26 protein-coding genes and 1 tRNA gene are annotated in these 20,184 nt (G+C 70.9%); 14 read left to right on the forward strand and 13 right to left on the reverse strand.

What is annotated here, in order from left to right; genetic code table 11:
* Positions 1-40: 40 nt before the first annotated feature.
* Positions 41-286 (reverse strand): DUF397 domain-containing protein, encoded by a 246-nt coding sequence (locus tag ACWCXC_RS19740; RefSeq protein WP_450890075.1) that lies wholly within the window; start codon positions 284-286, stop codon positions 41-43.
* On the reverse strand, positions 283-1,149 hold the full coding sequence (locus ACWCXC_RS19745) for a helix-turn-helix domain-containing protein (RefSeq protein ID WP_450890076.1): 867 nt from the start codon (positions 1,147-1,149) through the stop codon (positions 283-285). Before ACWCXC_RS19745 ends, ACWCXC_RS19740 begins: the two co-directional genes overlap by 4 nt.
* Positions 1,150-1,291: 142 nt before the next feature.
* Here ACWCXC_RS19745 and ACWCXC_RS19750 point away from each other — a divergent pair, with 142 nt between their 5' ends.
* Together ACWCXC_RS19750 and ACWCXC_RS19755 are read left to right on the forward strand one after the other, a co-directional pair.
* Positions 1,292-1,729 carry an ATP-binding protein gene (locus tag ACWCXC_RS19750; RefSeq protein ID WP_450890077.1) on the forward strand — a complete coding sequence of 146 codons (438 nt, stop codon included), beginning with the start codon at positions 1,292-1,294 and terminating at the stop codon, positions 1,727-1,729.
* Positions 1,730-2,022: 293 nt separating this feature from the next.
* Positions 2,023-2,322: a DUF6342 family protein gene (locus ACWCXC_RS19755; RefSeq protein ID WP_352279334.1), complete on the forward strand. Its 300-nt coding sequence runs from the start codon at positions 2,023-2,025 to the stop codon at positions 2,320-2,322.
* Positions 2,323-2,504: 182 nt separating this feature from the next.
* Here ACWCXC_RS19755 and ACWCXC_RS19760 read toward each other — a convergent pair whose 3' ends face one another.
* The 4 genes from ACWCXC_RS19760 to ACWCXC_RS19775 form a co-directional block, all read right to left on the reverse strand.
* Positions 2,505-3,092: a hypothetical protein gene (locus ACWCXC_RS19760; RefSeq protein ID WP_450890078.1), complete on the reverse strand. Its 588-nt coding sequence runs from the start codon at positions 3,090-3,092 to the stop codon at positions 2,505-2,507.
* Between the two features lie 244 nt (positions 3,093-3,336).
* Positions 3,337-4,233, reverse strand: coding sequence for an aldo/keto reductase (locus ACWCXC_RS19765; RefSeq protein ID WP_450890079.1), 897 nt, complete (start codon positions 4,231-4,233; stop codon positions 3,337-3,339).
* Complete coding sequence (locus ACWCXC_RS19770; protein ID WP_450890080.1) at positions 4,230-5,414, reverse strand: cupin domain-containing protein; 1,185 nt, start codon at positions 5,412-5,414, stop codon at positions 4,230-4,232. Before ACWCXC_RS19770 ends, ACWCXC_RS19765 begins: the two co-directional genes overlap by 4 nt.
* Positions 5,415-5,429: 15 nt before the next feature.
* Positions 5,430-5,567: a hypothetical protein gene (locus ACWCXC_RS19775; protein WP_450890081.1), complete on the reverse strand. Its 138-nt coding sequence runs from the start codon at positions 5,565-5,567 to the stop codon at positions 5,430-5,432.
* A 244-nt stretch (positions 5,568-5,811) separates the two neighbouring features.
* Here ACWCXC_RS19775 and ACWCXC_RS19780 point away from each other — a divergent pair, with 244 nt between their 5' ends.
* Genes ACWCXC_RS19780 through ACWCXC_RS19790 form a run of 3 tightly spaced genes read left to right on the forward strand, consistent with a single transcriptional unit; the run spans position 5,812 to position 7,564 of the window.
* Positions 5,812-6,231: a hypothetical protein gene (locus tag ACWCXC_RS19780; protein ID WP_450890082.1), complete on the forward strand. Its 420-nt coding sequence runs from the start codon at positions 5,812-5,814 to the stop codon at positions 6,229-6,231.
* Entirely contained in the window at positions 6,191-6,715 is a 525-nt protein-coding gene (locus tag ACWCXC_RS19785; protein WP_450890083.1) for a DUF6879 family protein, read from the forward strand. The genes ACWCXC_RS19780 and ACWCXC_RS19785 overlap by 41 nt, the downstream gene beginning before the upstream one ends.
* A gap of 6 nt (positions 6,716-6,721) precedes the next feature.
* Positions 6,722-7,564: a helix-turn-helix domain-containing protein gene (locus tag ACWCXC_RS19790; RefSeq protein ID WP_450890084.1), complete on the forward strand. Its 843-nt coding sequence runs from the start codon at positions 6,722-6,724 to the stop codon at positions 7,562-7,564.
* Between the two features lie 149 nt (positions 7,565-7,713).
* Here the strand turns inward: ACWCXC_RS19790 and ACWCXC_RS19795 are convergent, their stop codons facing one another.
* Positions 7,714-8,181, reverse strand: a complete 468-nt coding sequence (locus ACWCXC_RS19795) for a hypothetical protein (RefSeq protein ID WP_450890085.1) — start codon at positions 8,179-8,181, stop codon at positions 7,714-7,716.
* 383 nt (positions 8,182-8,564) lie between these two features.
* Between ACWCXC_RS19795 and ACWCXC_RS19800 the strand changes: the two genes are divergently transcribed.
* Positions 8,565-9,272 (forward strand): hypothetical protein, encoded by a 708-nt coding sequence (locus tag ACWCXC_RS19800; protein WP_450890086.1) that lies wholly within the window; start codon positions 8,565-8,567, stop codon positions 9,270-9,272.
* A 53-nt stretch (positions 9,273-9,325) separates the two neighbouring features.
* Here ACWCXC_RS19800 and ACWCXC_RS19805 read toward each other — a convergent pair whose 3' ends face one another.
* A complete protein-coding gene (locus ACWCXC_RS19805) occupies positions 9,326-9,721 on the reverse strand; it encodes a cupin domain-containing protein (RefSeq protein ID WP_450890087.1) in 396 nt (131 codons plus the stop codon).
* Between the two features lie 52 nt (positions 9,722-9,773).
* On the opposite strand from ACWCXC_RS19805, the gene ACWCXC_RS19810 reads away from it, so the two are divergent.
* Positions 9,774-10,760: a GlxA family transcriptional regulator gene (locus tag ACWCXC_RS19810; RefSeq protein ID WP_450681617.1), complete on the forward strand. Its 987-nt coding sequence runs from the start codon at positions 9,774-9,776 to the stop codon at positions 10,758-10,760.
* A 310-nt stretch (positions 10,761-11,070) separates the two neighbouring features.
* Here ACWCXC_RS19810 and sigJ read toward each other — a convergent pair whose 3' ends face one another.
* Positions 11,071-11,955 (reverse strand): RNA polymerase sigma factor SigJ, encoded by an 885-nt coding sequence (gene sigJ, locus ACWCXC_RS19815; protein WP_450681618.1) that lies wholly within the window; start codon positions 11,953-11,955, stop codon positions 11,071-11,073.
* A gap of 68 nt (positions 11,956-12,023) precedes the next feature.
* On the opposite strand from sigJ, the gene ACWCXC_RS19820 reads away from it, so the two are divergent.
* Both ACWCXC_RS19820 and ACWCXC_RS19825 read left to right on the forward strand, forming a co-directional pair.
* Positions 12,024-12,533: a carboxymuconolactone decarboxylase family protein gene (locus ACWCXC_RS19820; RefSeq protein ID WP_450681619.1), complete on the forward strand. Its 510-nt coding sequence runs from the start codon at positions 12,024-12,026 to the stop codon at positions 12,531-12,533.
* Between the two features lie 80 nt (positions 12,534-12,613).
* Positions 12,614-12,686: transfer RNA gene (locus tag ACWCXC_RS19825), tRNA-Ala, on the forward strand.
* 20 nt (positions 12,687-12,706) lie between these two features.
* Here ACWCXC_RS19825 and ACWCXC_RS19830 read toward each other — a convergent pair.
* Entirely contained in the window at positions 12,707-13,300 is a 594-nt protein-coding gene (locus ACWCXC_RS19830; RefSeq protein ID WP_450890088.1) for a dihydrofolate reductase family protein, read from the reverse strand.
* 69 nt (positions 13,301-13,369) lie between these two features.
* Between ACWCXC_RS19830 and ACWCXC_RS19835 the strand changes: the two genes are divergently transcribed.
* Positions 13,370-13,951, forward strand: a complete 582-nt coding sequence (locus tag ACWCXC_RS19835; RefSeq protein WP_450681621.1) for a TetR/AcrR family transcriptional regulator — start codon at positions 13,370-13,372, stop codon at positions 13,949-13,951.
* Between the two features lie 51 nt (positions 13,952-14,002).
* On the opposite strand, the gene ACWCXC_RS19840 is transcribed toward ACWCXC_RS19835, so the two are convergent.
* Both ACWCXC_RS19840 and ACWCXC_RS19845 read right to left on the reverse strand, forming a co-directional pair.
* Positions 14,003-14,878 (reverse strand): hypothetical protein, encoded by an 876-nt coding sequence (locus ACWCXC_RS19840; RefSeq protein WP_450890089.1) that lies wholly within the window; start codon positions 14,876-14,878, stop codon positions 14,003-14,005.
* Between the two features lie 239 nt (positions 14,879-15,117).
* Complete coding sequence (locus ACWCXC_RS19845) at positions 15,118-16,005, reverse strand: LysR family transcriptional regulator (RefSeq protein ID WP_450890090.1); 888 nt, start codon at positions 16,003-16,005, stop codon at positions 15,118-15,120.
* A gap of 97 nt (positions 16,006-16,102) precedes the next feature.
* Here ACWCXC_RS19845 and ACWCXC_RS19850 point away from each other — a divergent pair, with 97 nt between their 5' ends.
* Complete coding sequence (locus tag ACWCXC_RS19850) at positions 16,103-17,542, forward strand: MFS transporter (RefSeq protein WP_450890091.1); 1,440 nt, start codon at positions 16,103-16,105, stop codon at positions 17,540-17,542.
* 17 nt (positions 17,543-17,559) lie between these two features.
* Positions 17,560-18,216 (forward strand): maleylpyruvate isomerase N-terminal domain-containing protein, encoded by a 657-nt coding sequence (locus ACWCXC_RS19855; RefSeq protein ID WP_450890092.1) that lies wholly within the window; start codon positions 17,560-17,562, stop codon positions 18,214-18,216.
* A 35-nt stretch (positions 18,217-18,251) separates the two neighbouring features.
* Here the strand turns inward: ACWCXC_RS19855 and ACWCXC_RS19860 are convergent, their stop codons facing one another.
* On the reverse strand, positions 18,252-18,581 hold the full coding sequence (locus tag ACWCXC_RS19860; RefSeq protein ID WP_450890093.1) for an SCO0607 family lipoprotein: 330 nt from the start codon (positions 18,579-18,581) through the stop codon (positions 18,252-18,254).
* Positions 18,582-18,817: 236 nt separating this feature from the next.
* Here ACWCXC_RS19860 and ACWCXC_RS19865 point away from each other — a divergent pair, with 236 nt between their 5' ends.
* Together ACWCXC_RS19865 and ACWCXC_RS19870 are read left to right on the forward strand one after the other, a co-directional pair.
* The gene (locus ACWCXC_RS19865) at positions 18,818-19,429 is read left to right on the forward strand and encodes a TetR/AcrR family transcriptional regulator (RefSeq protein WP_450890094.1); all 612 of its coding nucleotides are present in this window, start codon (positions 18,818-18,820) and stop codon (positions 19,427-19,429) included.
* A 93-nt stretch (positions 19,430-19,522) separates the two neighbouring features.
* The gene (locus tag ACWCXC_RS19870; RefSeq protein WP_450890095.1) at positions 19,523-20,161 is read left to right on the forward strand and encodes an SRPBCC family protein; all 639 of its coding nucleotides are present in this window, start codon (positions 19,523-19,525) and stop codon (positions 20,159-20,161) included.
* Positions 20,162-20,184: the final 23 nt, after the last annotated feature.

Here is a 20,184-nt window from a genome sequence, read left to right on the forward strand (position 1 = left end):
GGGTCGTGGGTTCCGGCGACCCGGTGCGCCGGGACGCGGCTCAGCCCTGACGCGCGTAAGCGACGAACGCGGACCAGGCGTTCGGGGCGACGTCGAAGTGGGGGCGGTGGATGTCCTTGGAGTCGCGGATGTGGATGGTGGCGGGGGTGGCGGCCACCTCGATGCATTCCCCGCCTTCACCAGAGCTGTAGCTGCTCTTGCGCCAGTTGAAGGCCACCTCAAGGCACGCTCCACCTTCGCCGCTGCTGTAGCTGCTCTTGAACCAGTGCAGTTGCTCGGTAGTCATCGCTCTCCCAGCATCTTCTCGATCAGCGTCAGGGACTCCCTCGGGGTGAGAGCTTCCGACCGGATGATCCCATAGCGCTCGCTGAACACACGGACCTCCTCAGGGTCGGTGATTAAGCGCGCGTGCCCGTATGCCTCCACGTAGGCGACCTGCTGACGCCCCTTGGGTGTGAGCATGATGAACGACGCGTCGAGACTCGGGTGCTCCTCGCGTTGAGTCGGCATGATCTGAAGCGTGACGGTGCGCATCTGACCTACATGCAGCAACCGGAGCAGTTGGCGCCTGTGGCAGTCGGCTCCGCCGATGGGACGTTGCAGAACGACTTCTTCCATGACGTACGTCATGGTCGGCGGCGGCCAGCGTTCGAACAGCTGCTGGCGGGCCATTCGATCGGCGACGCGACGTTCGATGGTTTCCTCGTCAAGCAGGGGGCGCCGCTGAGTGAACAACGCCCGCGCGTACTCCTCGGTCTGGAGCAGCCCCGGGATCGCCTGGTTGCTGTAGTCGTGCAGGGCGACCGCCTCCGCCTCCTCCCGCGCATAGTTCCGGAACCAGTCCGGGTGCCGCGTCCGGGCACGGGACAGCGCGTCGCGGACCTCGTCGGCCGCTGCGGCAAGGACCCCGTTGGCGCCGAGGACGTCGTCGACGCGGACGAGGAAGTCCGGCTGGGGCGTACGGACGCCACGTTCCATCGCGGAGATGAGGTCTTCCCCGCAGTGCATGACCTGGCCCAGCTCCCGTTGGGACAGGCCCGCGCGTTCGCGCAGGACCTTGAGCTGTTTGCCGACGGCCTTGAACAGGTGGGCCGTTCCGTCGGTCTCCGCCGGCCGTTCGGGCCGCTCCTCGAATCGCGCGTTCGCCATCTGCGCCGTACCCGCCTCTACTCGCCCGGTTCCGGTTCCGGTCCGACAGTCCCGTACAGCCTGTGGAGGGGACCCGTACGGCTACCCGGTGTCGTGGTGTCACTCCTGGTCAGCGTACGAGCACGCGGCCACGCTGAGTCACATGAACGCCGAAATCACCCTTGAGGGCGCAGAGTTCGCCCAACGCCTCTCCGCGACCCGACGCGGCGCGCGTCTCGCGCGCAGGCTTGCCGTGCAGCAACTCGACGCGTGGGGCGTGCCGTACGGGAGCGAGCTGTCCGAGGACGTGGCGGTGATCGTGGCCGAGCTGGCGGCGAACGCGGTGACGCACGGGTATGTGCGGGGGCGTGATTTCGAGGTGCGGTTGACGACCGGTGCGTACGGAATCCGGATCGAGATCGCGGACGCGCGGGGCGAGCGCCGCCCTGAGACGCGTGCGCCGCGTGCGCCGGAGGGGGCGGTTGCGGAGTCCGGATTCGGCCTGTGCCTGGTGGAGGCGCTGGCGGAGAAGTGGGGCGTGGCCGAGCGCGTGGTCGGCAAGTCGGTGTGGGCGGAGGTCGGATGGAGGGGGCGGAGGTGATGCCGTGAGGCGGTGTGCGGGAGGGGGCTGGTGATGCCCGGTTGGGTCGCCGGTCCCCGGTTCGGGAGAGGCGATCTATCCGTTACGCCCCGGGACTGTCACGGCTCTTTTCGGGCTTCTTCGTATCTCCTTCACCTTGAGGCCAGTTCACGACAAAGCGGGGCGTTATCTGGTCATAGTCCCGCGATGTGAGGCCGTCGTGTGAACGAACTGCGTAGGTTCTGGGCTCGGCTCGGGAAGCCCCATGGCGCCCGGCCGCACAGCGCGTTCACCGCAACCGGAGGGGAAATCGCATGGCTGACATCGACCTCGGCGTGGCGTCCGACTGGGACGAGGGGGACACTCACGGCCGGGTCAAGCTGCGGCAGAACCAGGTCTACCCCACCTCACCGAAGAAGGACGTGCTCATCAGCTCCCCGGTGAGCATCGAGCTGTCCGTGAACACGAACTACTCCTCCTCGCAGGAGGCGGACAAGATCTACTTCACGACCCACCACGGCTCCACGAAGAAGATCATCGCCGTGCTCGACTCCGACGGGAACCTGCACATCGCAGGCCGCCTGATAACCGAGCAGAAGGACCTCGGCTACTAGCCGACACCTCTCGGACCAGCTCGCCGACCGGATGAAGCCGGCGGCGCGGGGGAGTCCGGCGAGGTAGAGGGTGGCGGTCTTGTCATCACGGATGGCAAGACCGCTCCGCTGGTTCGGCCTTCAGCGCACTGACCGCCGTCGACCATCCGTACAACCGGTCGTCCAGCTCCGGCACGCACTGGTCATCCTGTTGACCGCCCAGGGCGCCGGGCAGGGTGCTCCGCGACGAGCTGGGCCACCCGTTCGCGGAGCGGGCCCTCCAGCTCCAGGTTGTTGCCGCGCCGCATGCCCTGAAGGAACTCCGAGGCGACGACCAGTTCGGAGAAGCGGCCGGCGGGGGTGTCGAGTACGTACGCGAACTCGCGCCGGACCCGCTCTGCCAGCTTCGGGACGATCAAGCTGGTGATGAACAGGGTGGCGGCGTCGTACCCGGCCGGTGCCATGCCCCAGCGTTCCCAGTCGAGGATGCAGAGCTTCGGCCCGCAGACGTTGCTCCACTGGATGTCTGCATGAGCTGTCGACCAGGCAGGGACCTCGGTCTCGACCTCCGCTTCGAGGAACGCTGGCAGGGCCCAGTGAAGGCGGTCCTGGCGGATGGCGACGCGGTCCGTCTCTACCGCTGTCACGGTGTCCAGAGACTGTCGTAGTGCCGACCACCAGGTGCCGGGGAGATCGGGCGCGTAGTCCAGGAGGGCGCCGTCACTGAGTGGCAGGCAGTCCACGCGGTCGTAGACCTCCGCGCGGTAGGCGAAGGAGTCGCGCTTCCACATGTGCACCGTGTGGAGGCGGGGCCGAGGAACGGTGGCCGGTACCAAGGTCTCGGCCGCCTGCGGCCCATCCCATGAAGGTGTGCGATCCGCGGGGACGGAGAGCAGCCGAAGCCACCGGTCTGTGTCAACCGGCGCGCTGATGCTCCTGCCCTCCCAGCCCCAGATCGGTGGTCCGGCGATGGTGACCCGGAGAGTGGAGGCCGCGTGCCCGGCTGCTTCCAGCAGCCGGGCAGCGGTGGTGTCATCAGGTGCTGAAGGCATCAACAATCCTTCGGACGTGTGGCTTCTCGACAGGCCGCGAGACGGCAGCGGCGGCGTCTTCCCAGTGGTCCGCCGAGGAAGCGGAGAGCAGCACCCGCGTGACCCCTGCCGTGGAGGCGACCACTCCGAGGGCAACTCGCAGGGGAGAGGCGCCAGGGACCAGCTCTTCCGCCACCGCCTCGGGCAGCATCTCGAGGAGCTTCCCTCCGTGGAGCGGTGCGGAGGCGAAGACGTCGATGCCCTGGGCCTGGGCGGCCGCAAGGGGGCCATAGCCATGTGAGGCTTCCGCCAGGGGGCCGATCTGGACGATGGACAGGGGGAGCTGTATCGCCTTGAGGTGGTTGGCCCCGCCGGCGGCCCGCTTCGCGATCTGGGCGATGCCATCCACCGAGATGAGGTCTTCGTGGATGGCGCTCCAGGTGGCGACGCCGTAGCCCTTGGTGAGACCGCGATCAACGCAGCTCTCCAGTGCCACGAACGCTTGGTACAGGCGCCTCTCCAAGGTGGCCAGGTCATGAAGTCCCAGCTCCGGGTTGTGGAGGAAGGTGATGTCGGGGACACGGCCAAGGGCGGTGCGACTCTGCTGTGCCTGCCAGCGGATGGCGCGCGGCCCGAGGCAGTGACCGGCCCCCGCTTCCTCGTCGGTCAGCACGCCGACCGCAAGGGCACGTCTCCTCTGCTCCGGGCTGAAGAAACCCACCTTTGTGGAGACTGGGGTCAGCTGGTGGGCGGCGAGGATGGGCTGAAGCGCTTCTTCTGCCTCCCCGTGCAAATAGTTCGGCGCGGTGTCGATCCAGTCGGCTCCACGGGCCATGGCCGCCTTCGCTGCTTCGGGAAGGCCGCGCACCCGGTAGGTTCCGAGGCCGAGGGATGCGGTCATCGGGCGCCGTCCACGGCGACGATCTGCGCCTTGACCAGCTCCCACGCAACACGGGCGACCTGCTCGACCGTGAGTCCCGCAGCGGCTGCCAGAGCCCCGAGCCGGTGAGGCTGCTGGTTGCCCAGCATCCGCAGGACGGGATGGACAGCCCCAGCGAACGTGAGGCTCTCCCCACCTGCCATGAGAATGGTGTTCCCTCCCTCCGTGAACCGCAGTTCGTGGCGTGTGGTCAGGAGTCGGACCGACAGACCGGGGTCGGAGGGAAGGCCGTTGACGTACGGGAGACTCGGCCGGAACCTCACCCGCTCGTTGGCGTCCCGGAGCGTGAAGTACCGCTCGATCACCTCGGGGTCGCTCAGCTCGGCGACGAGAAGATCCCGCAGCGCCGACGCGGTTTCGGCCCGCTCCTCGACGGAGCCGAAGCGTGGTAGATCGGCCCTGACGATCTCGTGTTCACGCAGGATCTCCGAAAGCCACACGATGAGGTCGGCCCCCGTTGTGACGCTCAGGCCGCAGGTCAGGTGAAGGGACCTGTCGCCCTCGGACGCGGAGACAGCGTGCCACCAGCCGCGGGGAAGGTAGAGCATGTCTCCGGAGGTGAGAACGAACTCGGCCACGGGCTCCTCCGGCGGCCTCCCGGGCTCCGCCACATCCAGGTGCATGGGTGCGGTCCGGGTGGGCCCGTAGAGCTTCCAGCGTTTCGATCCGTCGATCTGGACCACTACCACGTCGTGATCATCCCAGTGCACTCCGAATCCCTCTCGGGCCGTCCAGGACGCGTACAGGTTGACCTGGATTTTGGATCGCAGCGCGATCTCCAGCTCGGAGGCGAGCCTTTGAACGCCCGGGGACAGTTCGTCGACAGCGTCGATGACGAGGGTGGCTCCGTTGGCGAGTTGCTCATGCAGCGCGGCCGGATGGGTCCGATGGAAGACGGTTCGGCGTTTGGCCACCTCGGGGACGGTGTACGCGTCGAGAGGGATGGCCACCCCATCGGCGGAGAGCCGCAGGCGGGGCGGATCCATACGGTGCCGGGCCAACATCTCGTTGAGGTCGGTCCACGTGATCACGTCGGCGACGGAGCCGGCGTCGCCGCGAGTCAGGCGGTAGCTGCGGCCGAACGCCTCGGTGAGGAAGTCCTCGCCGAGGCGCGCGACGACCGCAGGGACAGGCGCGGTCATATGGTTTCCGTTCCGTCAGTCGTTGCCGTCGGACTTGCCGGCAGTGGTGTCGGACGGGACGAACATGCGGGCCCGAGCGGCGATGACCTGGTCGCGAGCGACCAGCAGTTCGCTGCTCTCGTTCGTGGGCTGAGCCGAGGTTGCCTGTTCCAAGGGAGTGTCCTCTCTCCAGTCGGTCCGGGGCGGATTCCCTGGGCCGTCATACACACGCCCGCTGCCCTTGTGCTTCGCGCAATGGGACGGCGTGCTGTGGGTTCGGATTGACGCTAGAAGGGACGAGGACCAACTCCCAAGCAGTTTGCATCAGTTTGCAGCAGTCCGTTTGACCGGCTGAAACGCAGCAGTGAGTCTCATCGTGTCGCGCAAACCGACGCAAGGCGGCAGACAGGAGACAGCCATGAAGTTACGGTTCCTAGGTAAGAACTCCAACGTGGGTGATTGCCCGACCTTGTACTCCACCGATCAGGGCACGTACCTCGTCCAGGGCTGGAAGATCTTCGCGAACGACCTGCTGATGCGGCTCGACATCCCCGAGGGCCATACGGCCGTCGAGGTGCCGACGGAACTGTTCGAGCACCTCACGAAGGACGGGCTGCCGACCGGGGAGATCAGACGATTGGAGGACCCGATCATGGTTCTGACGCCGAACGGTACGTTCGTGGTTCAGGGCCTGGAAGTGACCGATTGTGAGGCTCTGGGGCAGATGGAGATTCCGGACTACGAGACCGCGGTCGAGGTCCCCAAAGCCACCATCACCGCCCTACTGGAGGAGCCGCGTGGAGTTGATCTCCGGCGCCGAGCGCAATCTGCTCATTGAGCGCATCTCATACGACGCCTTCCATTTGGAGCTGAGGGACGACTACTCGGTCCCGGTCGAGGACGGGCCGTACGAGCGGTGGCTACGCGGCGAACCGGATGACCTGGAGTGGTTCGCGCCCTGGGCCGAGTTGATGGAACGGGTCACGGGGCCCGGTCGGACCGTGCGACGGGTTCGGGTCGTGACCGAGCCCCATAGCCTGTACATCCAGTGGGAGCACGCCACCACGGCCGTGAATGAGAAGGCCGGCGAAGTGATTCGATGGCTGCCGCGACACAAGCTCCCCGGCGGTCTGCGCTTCCCCGTGGATGGCAACGACTGGTGGCTCCTGGACGACAAGGTCGTGGCCGTGGGGCACTTCAACGAAGCCGGGAGGGTGCTGGGTTCCGAGATCATCGAGACCCCCGACATCGTTGCCGAGTGCGTCCGCGTTCGGGACCTGCTCTGGGCCATCGCCATTCCTACCATCGAGTACAAGCCCTGACCGACCGTGAGTAAGCAGGCGCAGGAGGCCCGTGAGGCACTGGGCGCCCGGCTGCGTGGGTTCCGGAAGGATGCCGGATTCGCCAGCGGGCGGGCGCTTGCGCGTGCTCTGGGCTGGCAGGAATCGAAGGTCTCGCGGCTTGAGAACGGCAAGCAGAACGCGAGCGAGGACGACATCCGGGCCTGGTGCGGGGCAACCGGCCAAGAGGGGCATGTACCGGACCTCATCGCCACGGTTCGGCACATCGACGAGCTGTGGGTGGAGTGGCGCCGACAGCTCCTGGCCGGTGCCAAGACTCGGCAGACGAAGTCGCTCCCTGTCTACGCCAGGACCAAGGTCTTCAGGATCTGGAACCCCGCCATGGTCTGGGGCACTCTCCAGACGGCGGAGTACGCGGCCGAGGTGTTCCGGCAGGCTGTGTCCTTCTATGAGTTCCCCAATGACATCGAGGCAGCGGTGCGGAAGCGGCTGGAGCGGCAGCGCTACCTGTACGAGGGGGAGCGGGTGTATAACGTGCTCCTCGGCGAGCAGGCCCTGTACTCGAACGTCGGCGGTCCAGACGTCATGAAGGCCCAACTCGACCGTCTGATAGCCGTTATGGGATTACCGCGGATAAGTCTTGGGGTGGTCCCCGCCGACGCGCGGACGGCCATCTGGCTTGGTCACTCGTTTTCCATGTTCGATGACAGGCTCGTACTCGTAGAGACGTTCTCGGCTGAGATGTCCGTCACCCAGCCCCATGAGATCGAGCTGTACAACAAGGCATTCGCGCTTCTGCGTCAGTCGGCGGTGTACGGGGAGACCGCTAGGTCGCTGATTCTTGAGGCGAGTCGGCGTTGTGATCCCTGACTAGCGGCCAAGTTCTCCTGTCGGAACGGAAAGCCAAGTCGAGCCCGACGGTATTGACTCGGCCGAGGCCGGAGCTGGCCACGCCGCGCGTTGCGTGGGAGTGGCCTGGGTGATGTCCGTTGGGTCGCCGGGTCGGGTGTGCTGATTCCTCAGCTCTCGCTCGGGCGGCGGAGGGTGGCCTTCGCGGTGACGCGGATCCGCTTGGTGCGGCCGGCGTCGGTGAGGATGCCGAGGGCCTCGGTGTTCGTTCCGGCGGCGCTCTTGAGCTGGAGCCAGTTGGATGACGCGAGCAGGTCGTCCGGCTGCCAGGGCAGTTCGAGGGCGATGGCACGGAACAGTGACCACTCCCGCAGGCGCTGGGCCAGGAAGGCGTGGCCGTCCGTGGCCCGGTCCATCGCCTGTGCCCACCCCTCATATCGGGGACCGGGGTAGAGACCGGCGGCTCGACGGTCCAGATGCCGCAGTACAGCGGACTGGGCCATCGTCCGGTCCGGATCAGTGAGCACGCGGCGGACGAGGTCGGCCTCGTCCGGGTCGGGCACCCGGTTCAACTGGTCGAGGTAGGCCGTGAAGCGGGCGTGTTCGTCCGGGTTTCGCGGGGTGTCGTGGACGTTCATGCGGCATGCTCCTCGCGCGCGACCAAAGTGTTGGTGCCCCATCGTGCGTTGGGGCGGACAGGGGCACCAGGTGGGGCTGGCTCCGGTGAGCGATCGCCTTGTGGTGGTCGTTGCCTCACACGAGACGGCGGCCGCGCGCGTCTGTGTCGGCAGCCGGCCCGGACATGCGCTCGTTGACTTCCGCCACTGGTGTGGCGCGGCGGCCGCCGATGGGCGCCTTCCCGCGCGATTGCGGCGATCGAACTGATCCGCACGTCCCGAGCGTTGCTTCTTCCTCTTGGTGTCCGGGCGGCAGCCGCCCTCTGGGGATCCGCCATGGAGGGGCGCGCATGGCGGCATCGGACGCCGGGGCGCAGGGGGCACGCACGTGCGAGGATGCTGGCGTGGTGGATGCGATAGACGCCATGGACTGGGGCGCTGTGCCCGGTCCGCCCGGCTGGTACGAGCCGGATCGTGCCGCTCGCGGTATGCGCGCGCTGGCCGATGCGAAGGGCCTGGTGCAGGCGGCGGACGCCGGCTCGCTGCTCGGCGGTGGCGGAATCGTGCACGGCCACAGTGGCGCGGTGTTTCCGGCGGCCGCCGTCGCGACCCCGCTGCTCCTGGACATCACCCAGCACGGTCACCCGGCGGCACGGGACACCGCGTTGGGGCTGATCGACGAGGCTCTGTCGCTCCATCCCCACGCCGACTACATGCGGGTGGCGACGTCGTACGGCACAGCGGTCCCGATCTGCTGTGCCATCGCCCACCGGCTGCGGGCCCGTACCGCCCTCCTCGCCGGACTGAGCACGTGGGGCCGGACGCTGCTCGCCGACGCCGCCGAGCACTGGCGCTTCGAGATCCGGGAGTGCGTCGGGGACGGCGACGACACGGCAGCCTTCGGAGTCCTGGCCGGTACCTTCCCGGGCGGCGTGCAGGCCGGGGAACTGCACCTCGGCGGGGAGATCGCCGTGGTGGACGACGTCGCCCTCGAATACCCGCCCGTGAAGGGCACGGACGAAGCGTGCCTGCGGGTGACGGGACGGCGTCCGGACGACCTTCCGCCCGGGGCTGTCCTGCTTCCCGCGGAGTGCGGTGAACGCGTGCACTGACCGGCCTCTGCGCGAGGGGACCGGACCGGAGGCAGCCCGGCGGGACGGGGCGGTCAGCTGCCCAGCTCATGCCCCGTCGTCGCGTCCACGTGGTCCGGGATCTCCTCGTGGCGGTCGCCCACCGTCGGGGTGCCGGTGGGCTCGAAGAGGAGGATCGAGGCGCCGTCGGGGGCGGTGGGCTTGTGCTCGGTGCCCTTGGGGACGGTGAAGACCGAGCCCCGGGGGAGGTGGACGGTGCGCTCGCCGTCGGCCTCGCGCAGCGAGATGTGCAGGTCCCCTTCGAGGACGAGGAAGAACTCGTCGGTGTCGTCGTGGACGTGCCAGAGGTGTTCGCCGTGGACCTTGGCGACGCGGACGTCGTAGTCGTTGACGCGGGTGACGATGCGAGGGCTCCACAGGGCGTCGAAGGAGGCCAGGGCCTGGCTCAGGGAGAGAGGATCGTTGCTCATGGGCCCATCCTGGGGTGTGACGTACGGGGCCCGTGAGTGCTAGGAATCGCATATGGCGAAAGAATCCTCGCACGAGGCGGAGGCGGCGCACGTCCACCGGGTCGTGGTGATCGTGGACGAGAACTCGAACCCGTTCGAGCTGAGCTGCGCGATCGAGATCTTCGGGCTGCGGCGGCCGGAGATCGGGCGGGAGCTGTACGACTTCCGGCTCTGCTCGCCGGAGCCGCGCACCCTCATGCGGGACGGATTCTTCACGCTCACAGGCGTCGCCGGACTGGAGGCGGCCGAGACGGCGGACACCCTGATCGTGCCCAACCGGCCGGACACCGACGTGCCCCGGCGTCCGGCCGTCCTCAACGCCATCCGCCGGGCGCACGCCCGGGGCGCCCGGCTGGTCGGTTTCTGCAGCGGCGCGTTCACGCTGGCCGAGGCCGGCGTCCTGGAGGGGCGGCGGGCCACCGCGCACTGGCAGTGGGCGGACTCGTTCCGGGCGCGCTTCCCCTCCGTACGGCTCGAAGCGGACGTGCTCTTCGTGGACGACGGCGACATCCTCACCGCCGCCGGGAGCGCGGCGGCGCTCGACCTCGGGCTGCACGTGGTCCGCCGCGACCACGGCGCGGAGGTCGCCAACTCCGTGAGCCGGCGCCTCGTCTTCGCGGCCCACCGGGACGGCGGGCAGCGGCAGTTCGTCGAGCGGCCCGTGCCGGAGGTCCCCGACGAATCCCTGGCACCCGTGCTCGCATGGGCCCAGGAACGGCTGGACGCCCCGCTCACCGTCGCGGACCTCGCGGCACGCGCCGCCGTCAGCCCCGCCACGCTGCACCGCCGCTTCCGCGCGCAGACGGGAACGACGCCCCTGGCCTGGCTCACCGGCGAACGCCTCGCGCTCGCCTGCCGGTTGATCGAACGGGGCGAATCCCGGTTCGAGATGGTCGCCCGCCGCAGCGGGCTCGGCACCGCCGCCAACCTGCGCACCCTGATGCGGCGCGAGACCGGCATCACGCCGTCCGCGTACCGTCGGAGGTTCGGTACGGGGTGAGGCGTGGGGCATCGTCCGGCGCCCCACGGTTCGGTACGGGGTGAGGCGAGGGTGTCCGGCGTCCCCGTGCCGCCCGCCCCGTCCCGCTGCCCCCGACCCGGCACCCCCCTTCCACCGCTGCACGCAGTGTCAACGGACCGTGCACGCAGCGGCAACAACGACCCGGCCCCGCGTTGGCATGCTCGATGACGGGGGGGCCACGACGGGAGGGGGTACGCCCATGAGCATGCCCCGGAGGACCGGCGCGACCGCCTCGGGGTGGGCCGCGATCCGGGCGGGCCGGGTGGTGTCCGGCCCCGGGCGCGGGCGGTCAGACCGCCAGGCCGAGACCGGCGAGGCGGTCGGGATCGGTGAGGATGTCGAGGCCGGTGATACGGCCGTCGCGGATGGTGAACGACATGACGGACAGGGGCCTGCCGTCGGCGTACGAGACGACGCCCGGGGTGCCGTTGACCAGGACGATCCGCGCGTCGGCCGCGAAGCGGGCGAAGGTGATGGCCTGGGAGGCCACATCGGACGCGCCGCGCCGCAGGACGCTCGGGACGAGCGCGCCGCCGTCGGAACGGGCGACCACGTCCGGATCGAGGACGGTCAGCAGCGCCTCGAAGTCACCGCCGCGCGAGGCGGTCAGGAAGGCGTCGACCACGTCGTGCTTGCGGGCGTTGTCGGTGTCGGCGGACGGGGCGGCGCCCTGCACCCGGCGGCGGGCCCGGCTGGCGAGCTGCCGGGTGGAGACCGCGGTCCGGCCGAGGACGGGCGCGATGTCGTCGAAGGGCACGTCGAACATGTCGTGCAGGACGAAGGCCAGGCGCTCGGCCGGGGACAGCGTCTCCAGCACGATCATGAGGGCGATCCCCACCGAGTCCGCGATCAGGACCTCCTGCTCGGGGTCCACCCGCCGGAGCCGGGTCACCACCGGGTCCGGGAGCCGCACCGAACCGTCCTGCTCGGGCATCGGGTCCTCGCGCCGCGCCGTCCGCGTACGGAGCATGTCCAGGCAGACGCGGCCGACGACGGTCGTGAGCCAGGCCCCGAGGTTCCTGACCTCGCTCACATCACTGCGGCTCAGCCTCAGCCACGCCTCCTGGACGGCGTCCTCCGCCTCGGCGAGCGAACCGAGCATCCGGTAGGCCACCGCCCGCAGCGCCGGCCGTTCGGCCTCGAAGCGGTCGGTCGCAGAAAAGTTCTCGTTCACTGTCACACCCCCGTGTCCGGATCCGTCGATCCAGTGACACACGCTAACGGATCACAGGAGATCACCACATGAGCACCGAGAACACCGCCAACACCAACAACACCACCGCCACCACCGCTCCTTCGGCCCGGATGAAGAACCCCGCCGCCGTTCTTCCGGACGCCATGAAGGGCATCCAGAACATCTACAAGGCCATGTACCAGGGCGGGGTCTCCCCGCAGATCCTGGAGCTGGTGCACCTGCGGGCCAGCCAGATCAACGGGTGCAGCGCCTGTGTCTTCGCCGGGGTGGCCGGGGCGAAGAAGCACGGGGAGACGGACGAGCGGCTGCACGCCGTGGTCGCCTGGCGCGAGGCCCCCTTCTTCACGGAGGAGGAGCGCGCCGCCCTCGCCCTGACCGAGGCGGCCACCCGGATCGCCGACCGTTCGGGCCAGGCGGTCTCCGACGAGGTCTGGAACGAGGCGGCCGACCACTTCACCGAGGAGCAGCTCTCCGCGATCATCCTGATGATCGGCCTCACCAACCTCTTCAACCGCATCAACACCACCATCGAGGAGCCCGCCGGCACCTCCTGGTGACTGGTGACTGGTCCGGGGGCCCGGCCTCCCGCCCCGACCACCGGGCGCGGGAGGCCCGTAGGATCGCCCGAGCGGGGTTGGGGTCCGTAGCGCAGAGGTCGTCGCGCCCTCACGGCATGTGGGAGGACGCCGGTTCGAATCCGGTCGGGTCCATCCCCGCGCCCCGACACCGTTCAGCGCCTGACGAGATGCGTGAGCGTCACCCCGTTCGCGAACGACGTGCGCTCGGCGACGTCGAAGACCGTGGGGTCGAAGCCCCCGTCGATCATCGGTATCCCGCTTCCGGCCAGGACCGGATAGGTCTTGATCAGCAGCTCGTCGATCTCGGGCAGCACCGCACCCGCCAGCCGGCCGCCCCCGCAGAGCCAGATGTCCCGGTCGGTGACCTCCTCCGCCTTGAGCGTCCGTACGAGGGCGAGCGGATCGTCCGGTACGACGGTGACCGCCGCGTCGATGTCCTGCGCGAGCGTGCTGGACACCACGTACTGGCGCAGATGCGCGTACGGGCTGGTCACCCCGCTGTCGAGCCCCGGCCGGTAGGCGCCGAGGCCCATGAGGACCGTGTCGAAACGGCGGTTGGGCGCGTCCGCGACACCGACCGCCGCCCGGAACGCGGTCGGGATCGTCTCCGGGTACAGCGCGTTCATCCATGCCTGGTACGCGGAGGCCTGGTGCGCGTCGCCCTGCGGGTAGAAATCGAACTCGCCACAGGGTCCGGCGATGCGGCCGTCGAGCGAGACTCCGACGTAGTACACAAGCTTTCGCATCGGGATTCCCCATCCGTAGTACTCTGGTTGAAGTGGTTTGACCGTAGTACTACGAATGGAGTGGTGTCAATGGTGAGGCGGAACGACGAGCGGCGCTCGTCCCTGGTGGACGCGGCGATCGAGGTCCTGGCACGGGAGGGCGCGCGCGGACTGACCTTCCGCGCGGTGGACACGGAGGCGGGCGTGCCCGCGGGCACGGCGTCGAACTACTTCGCCAACCGCGACGCTCTGCTGACACACGCCGGATCCCGCGTCTACCAGCGGCTTCAGCCCGACGAGGCGGAGTACGCACGCCAGCGCGCGGCCGGCCGCGACCGCGCGACGTACACGGAGCTGATGCGCGGCGTCGTCGGCCGCGTCGCCGGATTCCGCACCGGCTACCTGGCCCTGCTCGAACTCCGGCTGGAGGCCACCCGCCGCCCCGAACTCCGCAAGGTCCTCACCGAGCGCGTCCGCGCCGACATCGACGCCAATGTCGCGTACCACGAGGCGTCCGGCCTCCCCGGTGACGCGATGGGCGTCAAACTCCTGATCCTGGCCCTGAACTGGCTCATCGTCGAACAGCTCACCCTGCCCGACGTCTTCACGGAGGCGGAACGCGAGGCGCTGGTGGCGGCGGCCGTGGACCGGATCGTGGGGGAGGGGGAGTAGCGGGCGGTCGCCGCCACCGGTGTGGGGCGCCGGCGTCTCAGGAGACCCGGTTCACCCGACCACCAGGGCGAGCAGCAGTCGGAGCAGTACCAGCCCGCAGAGCACCACCGCCGTCACGAGGACCCCGCTGCGGACGTTACGCCGGAGCAGTTCGGCGCCGAGATACAGGCCGTACCCCGCGAGTCCGGCGGAGACGAGCATGAGGAGGTATCCGATGCCGGGTCCGGCATGGTTCTCGCTGAAGATGGCGGGAAGGATGGACATCACGATGAGCTGAGGGATGCCGAGCAGCAGGATCTTCCGTACGTCCGCCGCGTCCGGGGCCTCCGGAGGCGGTGCCGCCGCAGGGTACCGACGCACGGGCGGCGTCACGCCCGGCATGGGTGGCACGGGCGGCACGTCCGCGTACGGACCCGGGGCGGTCCGGTCCGGCTGAGGCGTGGACGCCCGGGGCGGCGTGGAGGCCCGGGGCGCCGTGGCATCCCGGTCCGGCGCGGCGCCCGGAGGCGCGGCCTCGGTGGGGACCGGCTCGGCGGGGACGGCACCGGACGCGTCCGTACCGGGGGCGCCGGCACCGGAAGTGCCCGTACCGGAGACGCCGGCACCGGAAGTGCCCGTACCGGAGACGCCGGCACCGGAAGTACCCGTACCGGGGACGCCGGCACCGGCAGGGGCGCCGAGGCTCCTGGCCAGCGCGTCCGCGAAGACGGGATCCGCCCGCAGCTCGTCGGTGAGCACCGAGGCCACGATGGACGCCGAGCCCTCGCCGGGGCGCTCGTGCAGCCGGGCCAGCGCCGACGCGCCCAGCGTGGTGCGCCCGAGACGGCCCCAGACCAGCTCCTGGACCGCCTCCTTCCGCTCGGCGGGGACCGGGGTCCCACCGGTCACCACTCCCACCGCCGCCGTCGCCAGCTCCGCCGCCCGCATGCGCGTCCCTTCTCCCTGCCGTCGTTCCCGGCCCCTGCCGTCGTTTCCGGCACGGCCGCTTCCCGGGAGGCGCGTCGCGCGTGCGTCCCCGCCGCGTCCCACTGTGCCGTGGAAGGGCGTCGCGCGGGGGCGTACGGGAGACTTTGGCCGGGTCGTGATCCCGGCCCAACTCCCTTTCGCGCGTGGCGTGATGCCGTACGGTCCGGGTCGCGACCGCTGCGTCGGCGTCCGGAGTCTCCTCAGGTGCCGGCCGCCGCCGCCGCGTAGAGGACGTCGCGCAGTTCCGTGTCCGTCTCGCGGTCGCGGTGCCAGACCAGGCGGAGGCTGAGGTCGGGTACGGGGAGGGCGAGGGGCGCGAGGGTGCCGGCGCGGAGGCTGTCGGCGACGGCGAAGTGCGGCAACAGGGTCACGCCGAGGCCGTGTTCGGCCCAGGCGCGCATCACGGGGACCCCGCCGGCGCGGACGCGGCGGGGGCCGGTGCCGAGGAGGTGGAGGCCGGCCAGCCAGAAGGAGCACTCGGGGACGTTGACCAGGAGCGGTTGCCCGTCGAGGTCGGCGGGGGAGAGGGCGGCCCGGCCGGCCAGCGGGTGGTCCGGGGCGGCGACGAGGGCCAGCGGCACGGGGTCGAGGTCGAGGAAGGCGAGCGGGCCGGCCGGGGCCGGGAAACCGAGCCCGCCGATCGCGTCCCCCGCGTCCAGCAGCAGCGCCGCGTCGAGCCGCCCGTCCGCCACATCGGTGAACAGCCCCTGCCGCGTGCGGTCGGAGCGCACGTCCACCACCAGATCGGGGCGTCGCGCCGCCAGCCGGGACAGGACGAGCGGCACGTGCGAACCCGCCAGCGTCTCCAGCGCCCCGAGCCGCAGCCGCGCCGGCTCGCCGCGCACCTCGCGCGCCGCCCGCTCGGCCGTGTCGAGCAGCGTCCGCGCCCAGCCGCGCAGCCGCTCCCCGGCGTCCGTCGGCTCCATCCCGCGCGGCCCCCGAGCGAACAGGGCCACCCCGAGGGACGCTTCGAGCGTACGGATCTGCTGCGATACGGAGGAGGGCGCGAGGCCCAGCGCCACGGCGGCGTCCGTGACGGTGCGGTGCCGGAGCACGGCTTCGAAGGTGGCGAGCTGGCGGAGGTCCACGTACGCCCCAACACGCGGCGCTCGTACGGAAATTCCGAATGCGGTGTGCGGGCGTACCGGTGGAGCGGCGCATCCGGCCGGCCCGAGGCTGGGCGCCATGTCCGAACGATCCGCGCACGGAAGTGCCGTTCCCGCCGAGGCCGTTGTGCCACCGGGCGGCGTCGCCGAGGCCCCCGCCGCCCCCGCCCCTGCCCCGGCTCCCACCCCCGCCCGCCGTGCCGTCGCGCTGGCCGGGATCTCGCTGGGCTACTTCATGGTGCTGCTCGACACCACCGTGCTGTCCGTCGCCGAACCCGACCTCGCCGCGTCCCTGCGGGCGTCGACGGCGGGACTGCAATGGGCCACCACCGGGTACACCGTGGTCTTCGCCGCCCTGCTGCTGTCGGCCGGGGCGGCGGCCGACCGGTACGGGGCCGAGCGGCTGTTCCGGGCGGGGACGGCCCTGTTCGCCGGGGCCTCGCTGCTCGGTTCCGTGGCGCCGAACCTGGCGGCGCTGCTCGTGCTGCGGGCGGTCTCCGGGGCGGCGGCGGCCGCCTGCGTGCCCGCCTCGATGGCCCTGATCGCCCGTCTGTATCCGCAGCCCGCGCGCAGGGCCCGTGCGATCTCCGTCTGGGCGGCCGTGAGCGGTGCGGCGGTGGCGGCGGGTCCGATCGTGGGCGGCGCCCTCGTCGGGGCCGCCGGATGGCGGGCGGTCTTCCTGGTCAACGTGCCGCTCGGTCTGCTCGTCCTGGCCCTGGTCCACGGGGGCTCGATACGGGGTCCGCGCGGCGGCACCCGTATCGACTGGCCCGCCCAGGCGGCGGCCGTCGCGGTCCTGGCCCTGCTCACGGACGCCCTGATCGCGGCGGGGTCCGGCGCCCGGACCCACACCGCGGCGGCGGCCTGCGGACTCGGCCTCGCGGTCGCCGTCTTCACAGTGCTGGAGCGGCGCAGCGCAGCCCCCGTCCTGAACCGCGCACTGCTGCGCTCCGCACCCGTACGCGCCGGGCTCCTGGCAGGGGCCGTCACCAACTTCGCGCTCGCCGGTGCCCTGTTCGTCCTGCCGCTGCTCCTGCACCGGGAACGGCACCTGACCGCCCTGGAGACCGGACTGGCCTTCCTCCCGCTCACCGTGCCGTTCGCCGCGAACCCGCCGCTGACCGGCAGGATCGTCGCCCGCAGCGGCCCCCGCACCCCGATCCTCACGGGCCTCGCCCTGCTCGCCGCCGGAGGGGCCGTGCTCGCCGCCGCTGTTCTCGCCGAGGCTCCCTACCTCTGGCTCGCGGCGGGCCTGCTCCTCACCGGCTTCGGCATCTCGTTCGTCCTCCCGGCCCTCGTCGCCGCCGTCATCGCCGCCGCGCCGCCCGGCACGGCGGGCTCCGTCGGCGGCCTGCTGAACGCCGTCCGCCAGGTCGGGGCGACCCTCGGCGTGGCCCTCATGGGGGCGGCCACGCACGCCGGAACGGGCTGGTCCCTGGCCCTGTCGGGCGGACTGTGCGCACTGGCCTGGCTGGTGTTCGCGCTGACGCCGAGGACGGCGGACCCCGCACCCGCCTGAGCTGTTAGCGTGCCGGAGTGGACCTCTTCAACCGCTCCTGGGCCGCCCTGCGCGCGGCGGTCGCCGGTCTTCCGCACGAGGACTTCGCCCGGCCCTCCGGCTGTTCCGGCTGGCTCGTACGCGATCTCGTGTGCCATCTGGTCATCGACGCCCAGGACGTCCTGATCACCCTCGCCACCCCCGCCGACGCGCCCCCGACCCGCGACGCGGTGACCTACTGGGAGGTGTCCGCCACCCCGCCCACCGGCGACGACCCGCTCGACGCGCTGACCGTGCGGCTCGCGGCGGCGTACGAGGACCCGGCGCTGCTCACCTTCCACCTCGACGACGTCGGCGCCGCCGCGGGCCGGGCCGCCGCCCTCGCGGACCCGGCGGCCCGCGTCGGCACCCAGGGCCAGGTCCTCACGGTGGCGGACTACCTCACCGCGTACGTCCTCGAATGGACCCTCCACCACCTGGACCTCGCCGCCCACCTCTCCGGCCTCGCGCCCCCGCCCCCCGAAAGCCTGGCCGAGGCCCGCCGCCTCCTGGAAGCCATCGCCGGTACGCCCTTCCCCGCGCCCTTCTCCGACCAGGACGCCCTGCTCATCGGCACCGGCCGCCGCACCCCGACCCCACGGGAACGCGACGCCCTGGGCCCCCTCGCCGCCCGGCTGCCGTTCGTCCTCGGCTGAGCCGACCCGCAACCCCGGCGGCCGGCCGGGACCGCTCACTCCGCGTCGATGATCCTGCCGTTCTTGTCGAGCGTGTGGGTGTTCCAGTACACGTCCCACGTGTCGTCGACCTTCTTCGGCACCTTGCCCTCCGGATACCGGCTGTACCCCACCGGCGGCTCCTCCCCGTCCGGCACGCACGCCGACCCCGTACTCCCCGTGTACAGCACGGGGTACTCCCCGTCGCCGCACACCGCCTCGCTGTACTCCAGACCGGCGCACCCGGTCACGGTCACCAGGGCCGCCGCCCCCGCGAACACGGCAGCGGCGAGACGGACCCGCCGCCGGAGGGCGGGCGCGGGGCGGAGGGTGAAGGCGGTGGTCATGGTCAACTCCCAGTCGTTCGGTCGGCCTTCACTCTCGCCGCCGGGCCGCGCCCGCCGACTGAGTAGACGTACTCACGAACGGCTGTGCGCGTACCCAAACGAAAGGCCCGGAGTCGGCGGAGGTCCCGCCCTCGCGTGGCGTACGACAACCCGGTTATTCGCTACGGCCGTTGCGTAAAGGTGTGCCCACCGCTAGGCTCATTTACGAAACGGTCGTAGCGGAAAAGGGGTGGCGCATGGAGTCGGGGGCACGGCGCGGGCGGCCGCGTAGTGAGGCGGCGGACCGGCGGATTGTGGAGGCCGCGTTGGCGTTGCTGCTCGAACGGGGGTACGACCGCTTCTCGGTGGACGAGGTGGCGGTGCGGGCGGGGGTCGCCAAGACCACGCTCTACCGGCGGTGGCCGACGAAGGACCATCTCGTGGTCGCGATCGTCGCCCGGTTGCAGGACGAGGTGCCCGTCGTCTACCGGGGGGACGTGCGCGCCGATCTCGTCCGCTACCTCAACGCGATCGTCGACGGGCTGCACCGGATGCGGCTCGCGGGGCGCCCGGAGGGGTCCGGTGACCGGTCCGCCGGGCTGGTCGCGGAGGTGGCCGCGGCGGCGGCCCGGCACGCGGACATCGGGGCGGCCGTGCACGAGCTCTTCGTCCGGCGCAACGCGCTCGTGCTCCGGCTCCTCGAAGAGGCCAGGGAGAACGGCGAGTTGAGGCCCGACGTACGGCCCGACGTGGTCTTCGACCAACTGGCCGGCGCGCTGTACTACCGGCTGCTCGTCACCGGGCAGCCCCTCGATCCCCCGTACGTCGAACTGCTGGTGGCGAGCGTCCTGCGGGGCGCGTCCGCCTGAACCCGTGTCCGCCTGAAACCGCTCCGCCCGAACCACCGCGTCCGGAGAGCCCGGGTGCGTGCTCCGCCTCCCTTCACGACGAGAGGAAGCACCATGACCGCAGACCTTGACCCGACGCCCACACCCCTCGCGGCGGAAGCCGGGTCCGGACCCGGACCCGGACCCGATCCCCGCCCCGCCCGTCCGCGCCGGCGCCGCCGGCGGCTCCTTTGGAGCGGTGTCGCGTTCGTGGTGCTCCTCGCGGGGTACACCACCTGGACGGTGAACGACCCCGTCCGTCTCACCGCCTCCATCGAGATCGAGGCATCCCCGGACGAGGTCTGGAAGGTGCTCACCGACCTCCCCGCCTATCCGGACTGGAACCCGTTCCTCGTCTCCTCGCGGGTCACCTCCGCCGGCGGCAGGCTCGAAGAGGGGGCCACCCTGCGCAACGTCATGCGCGACCGGACCGGCGACTCCGTCTTCAGCCCGGAGGTCCTGGCCGTCGAACCGGGACGGGAACTGCGCTGGCTCGGGAAGATCGGGCCCGGCTGGATCGGGGACGGGGAACACCGCTTCGTGATCGAGGAGATCGGCGACCACCGCGTCCGCCTCACCCAGAGCGAGAGCTTCACCGGCGTGGCCGTGCCGTTCGCCGCCGGGAAGCTCAGGTCCGACACGCTTCCGCAGTTCCGTGCGATGAACGAGGCGCTGGCCCGGCGCGTGGAAGCGGTGGGGCACACGGAGCGGTGAGGGGGGCGGGGGCCCGCCCCCCC

It is taken from the genome of Streptomyces sp. NPDC001515 (genome assembly GCF_053597115.1).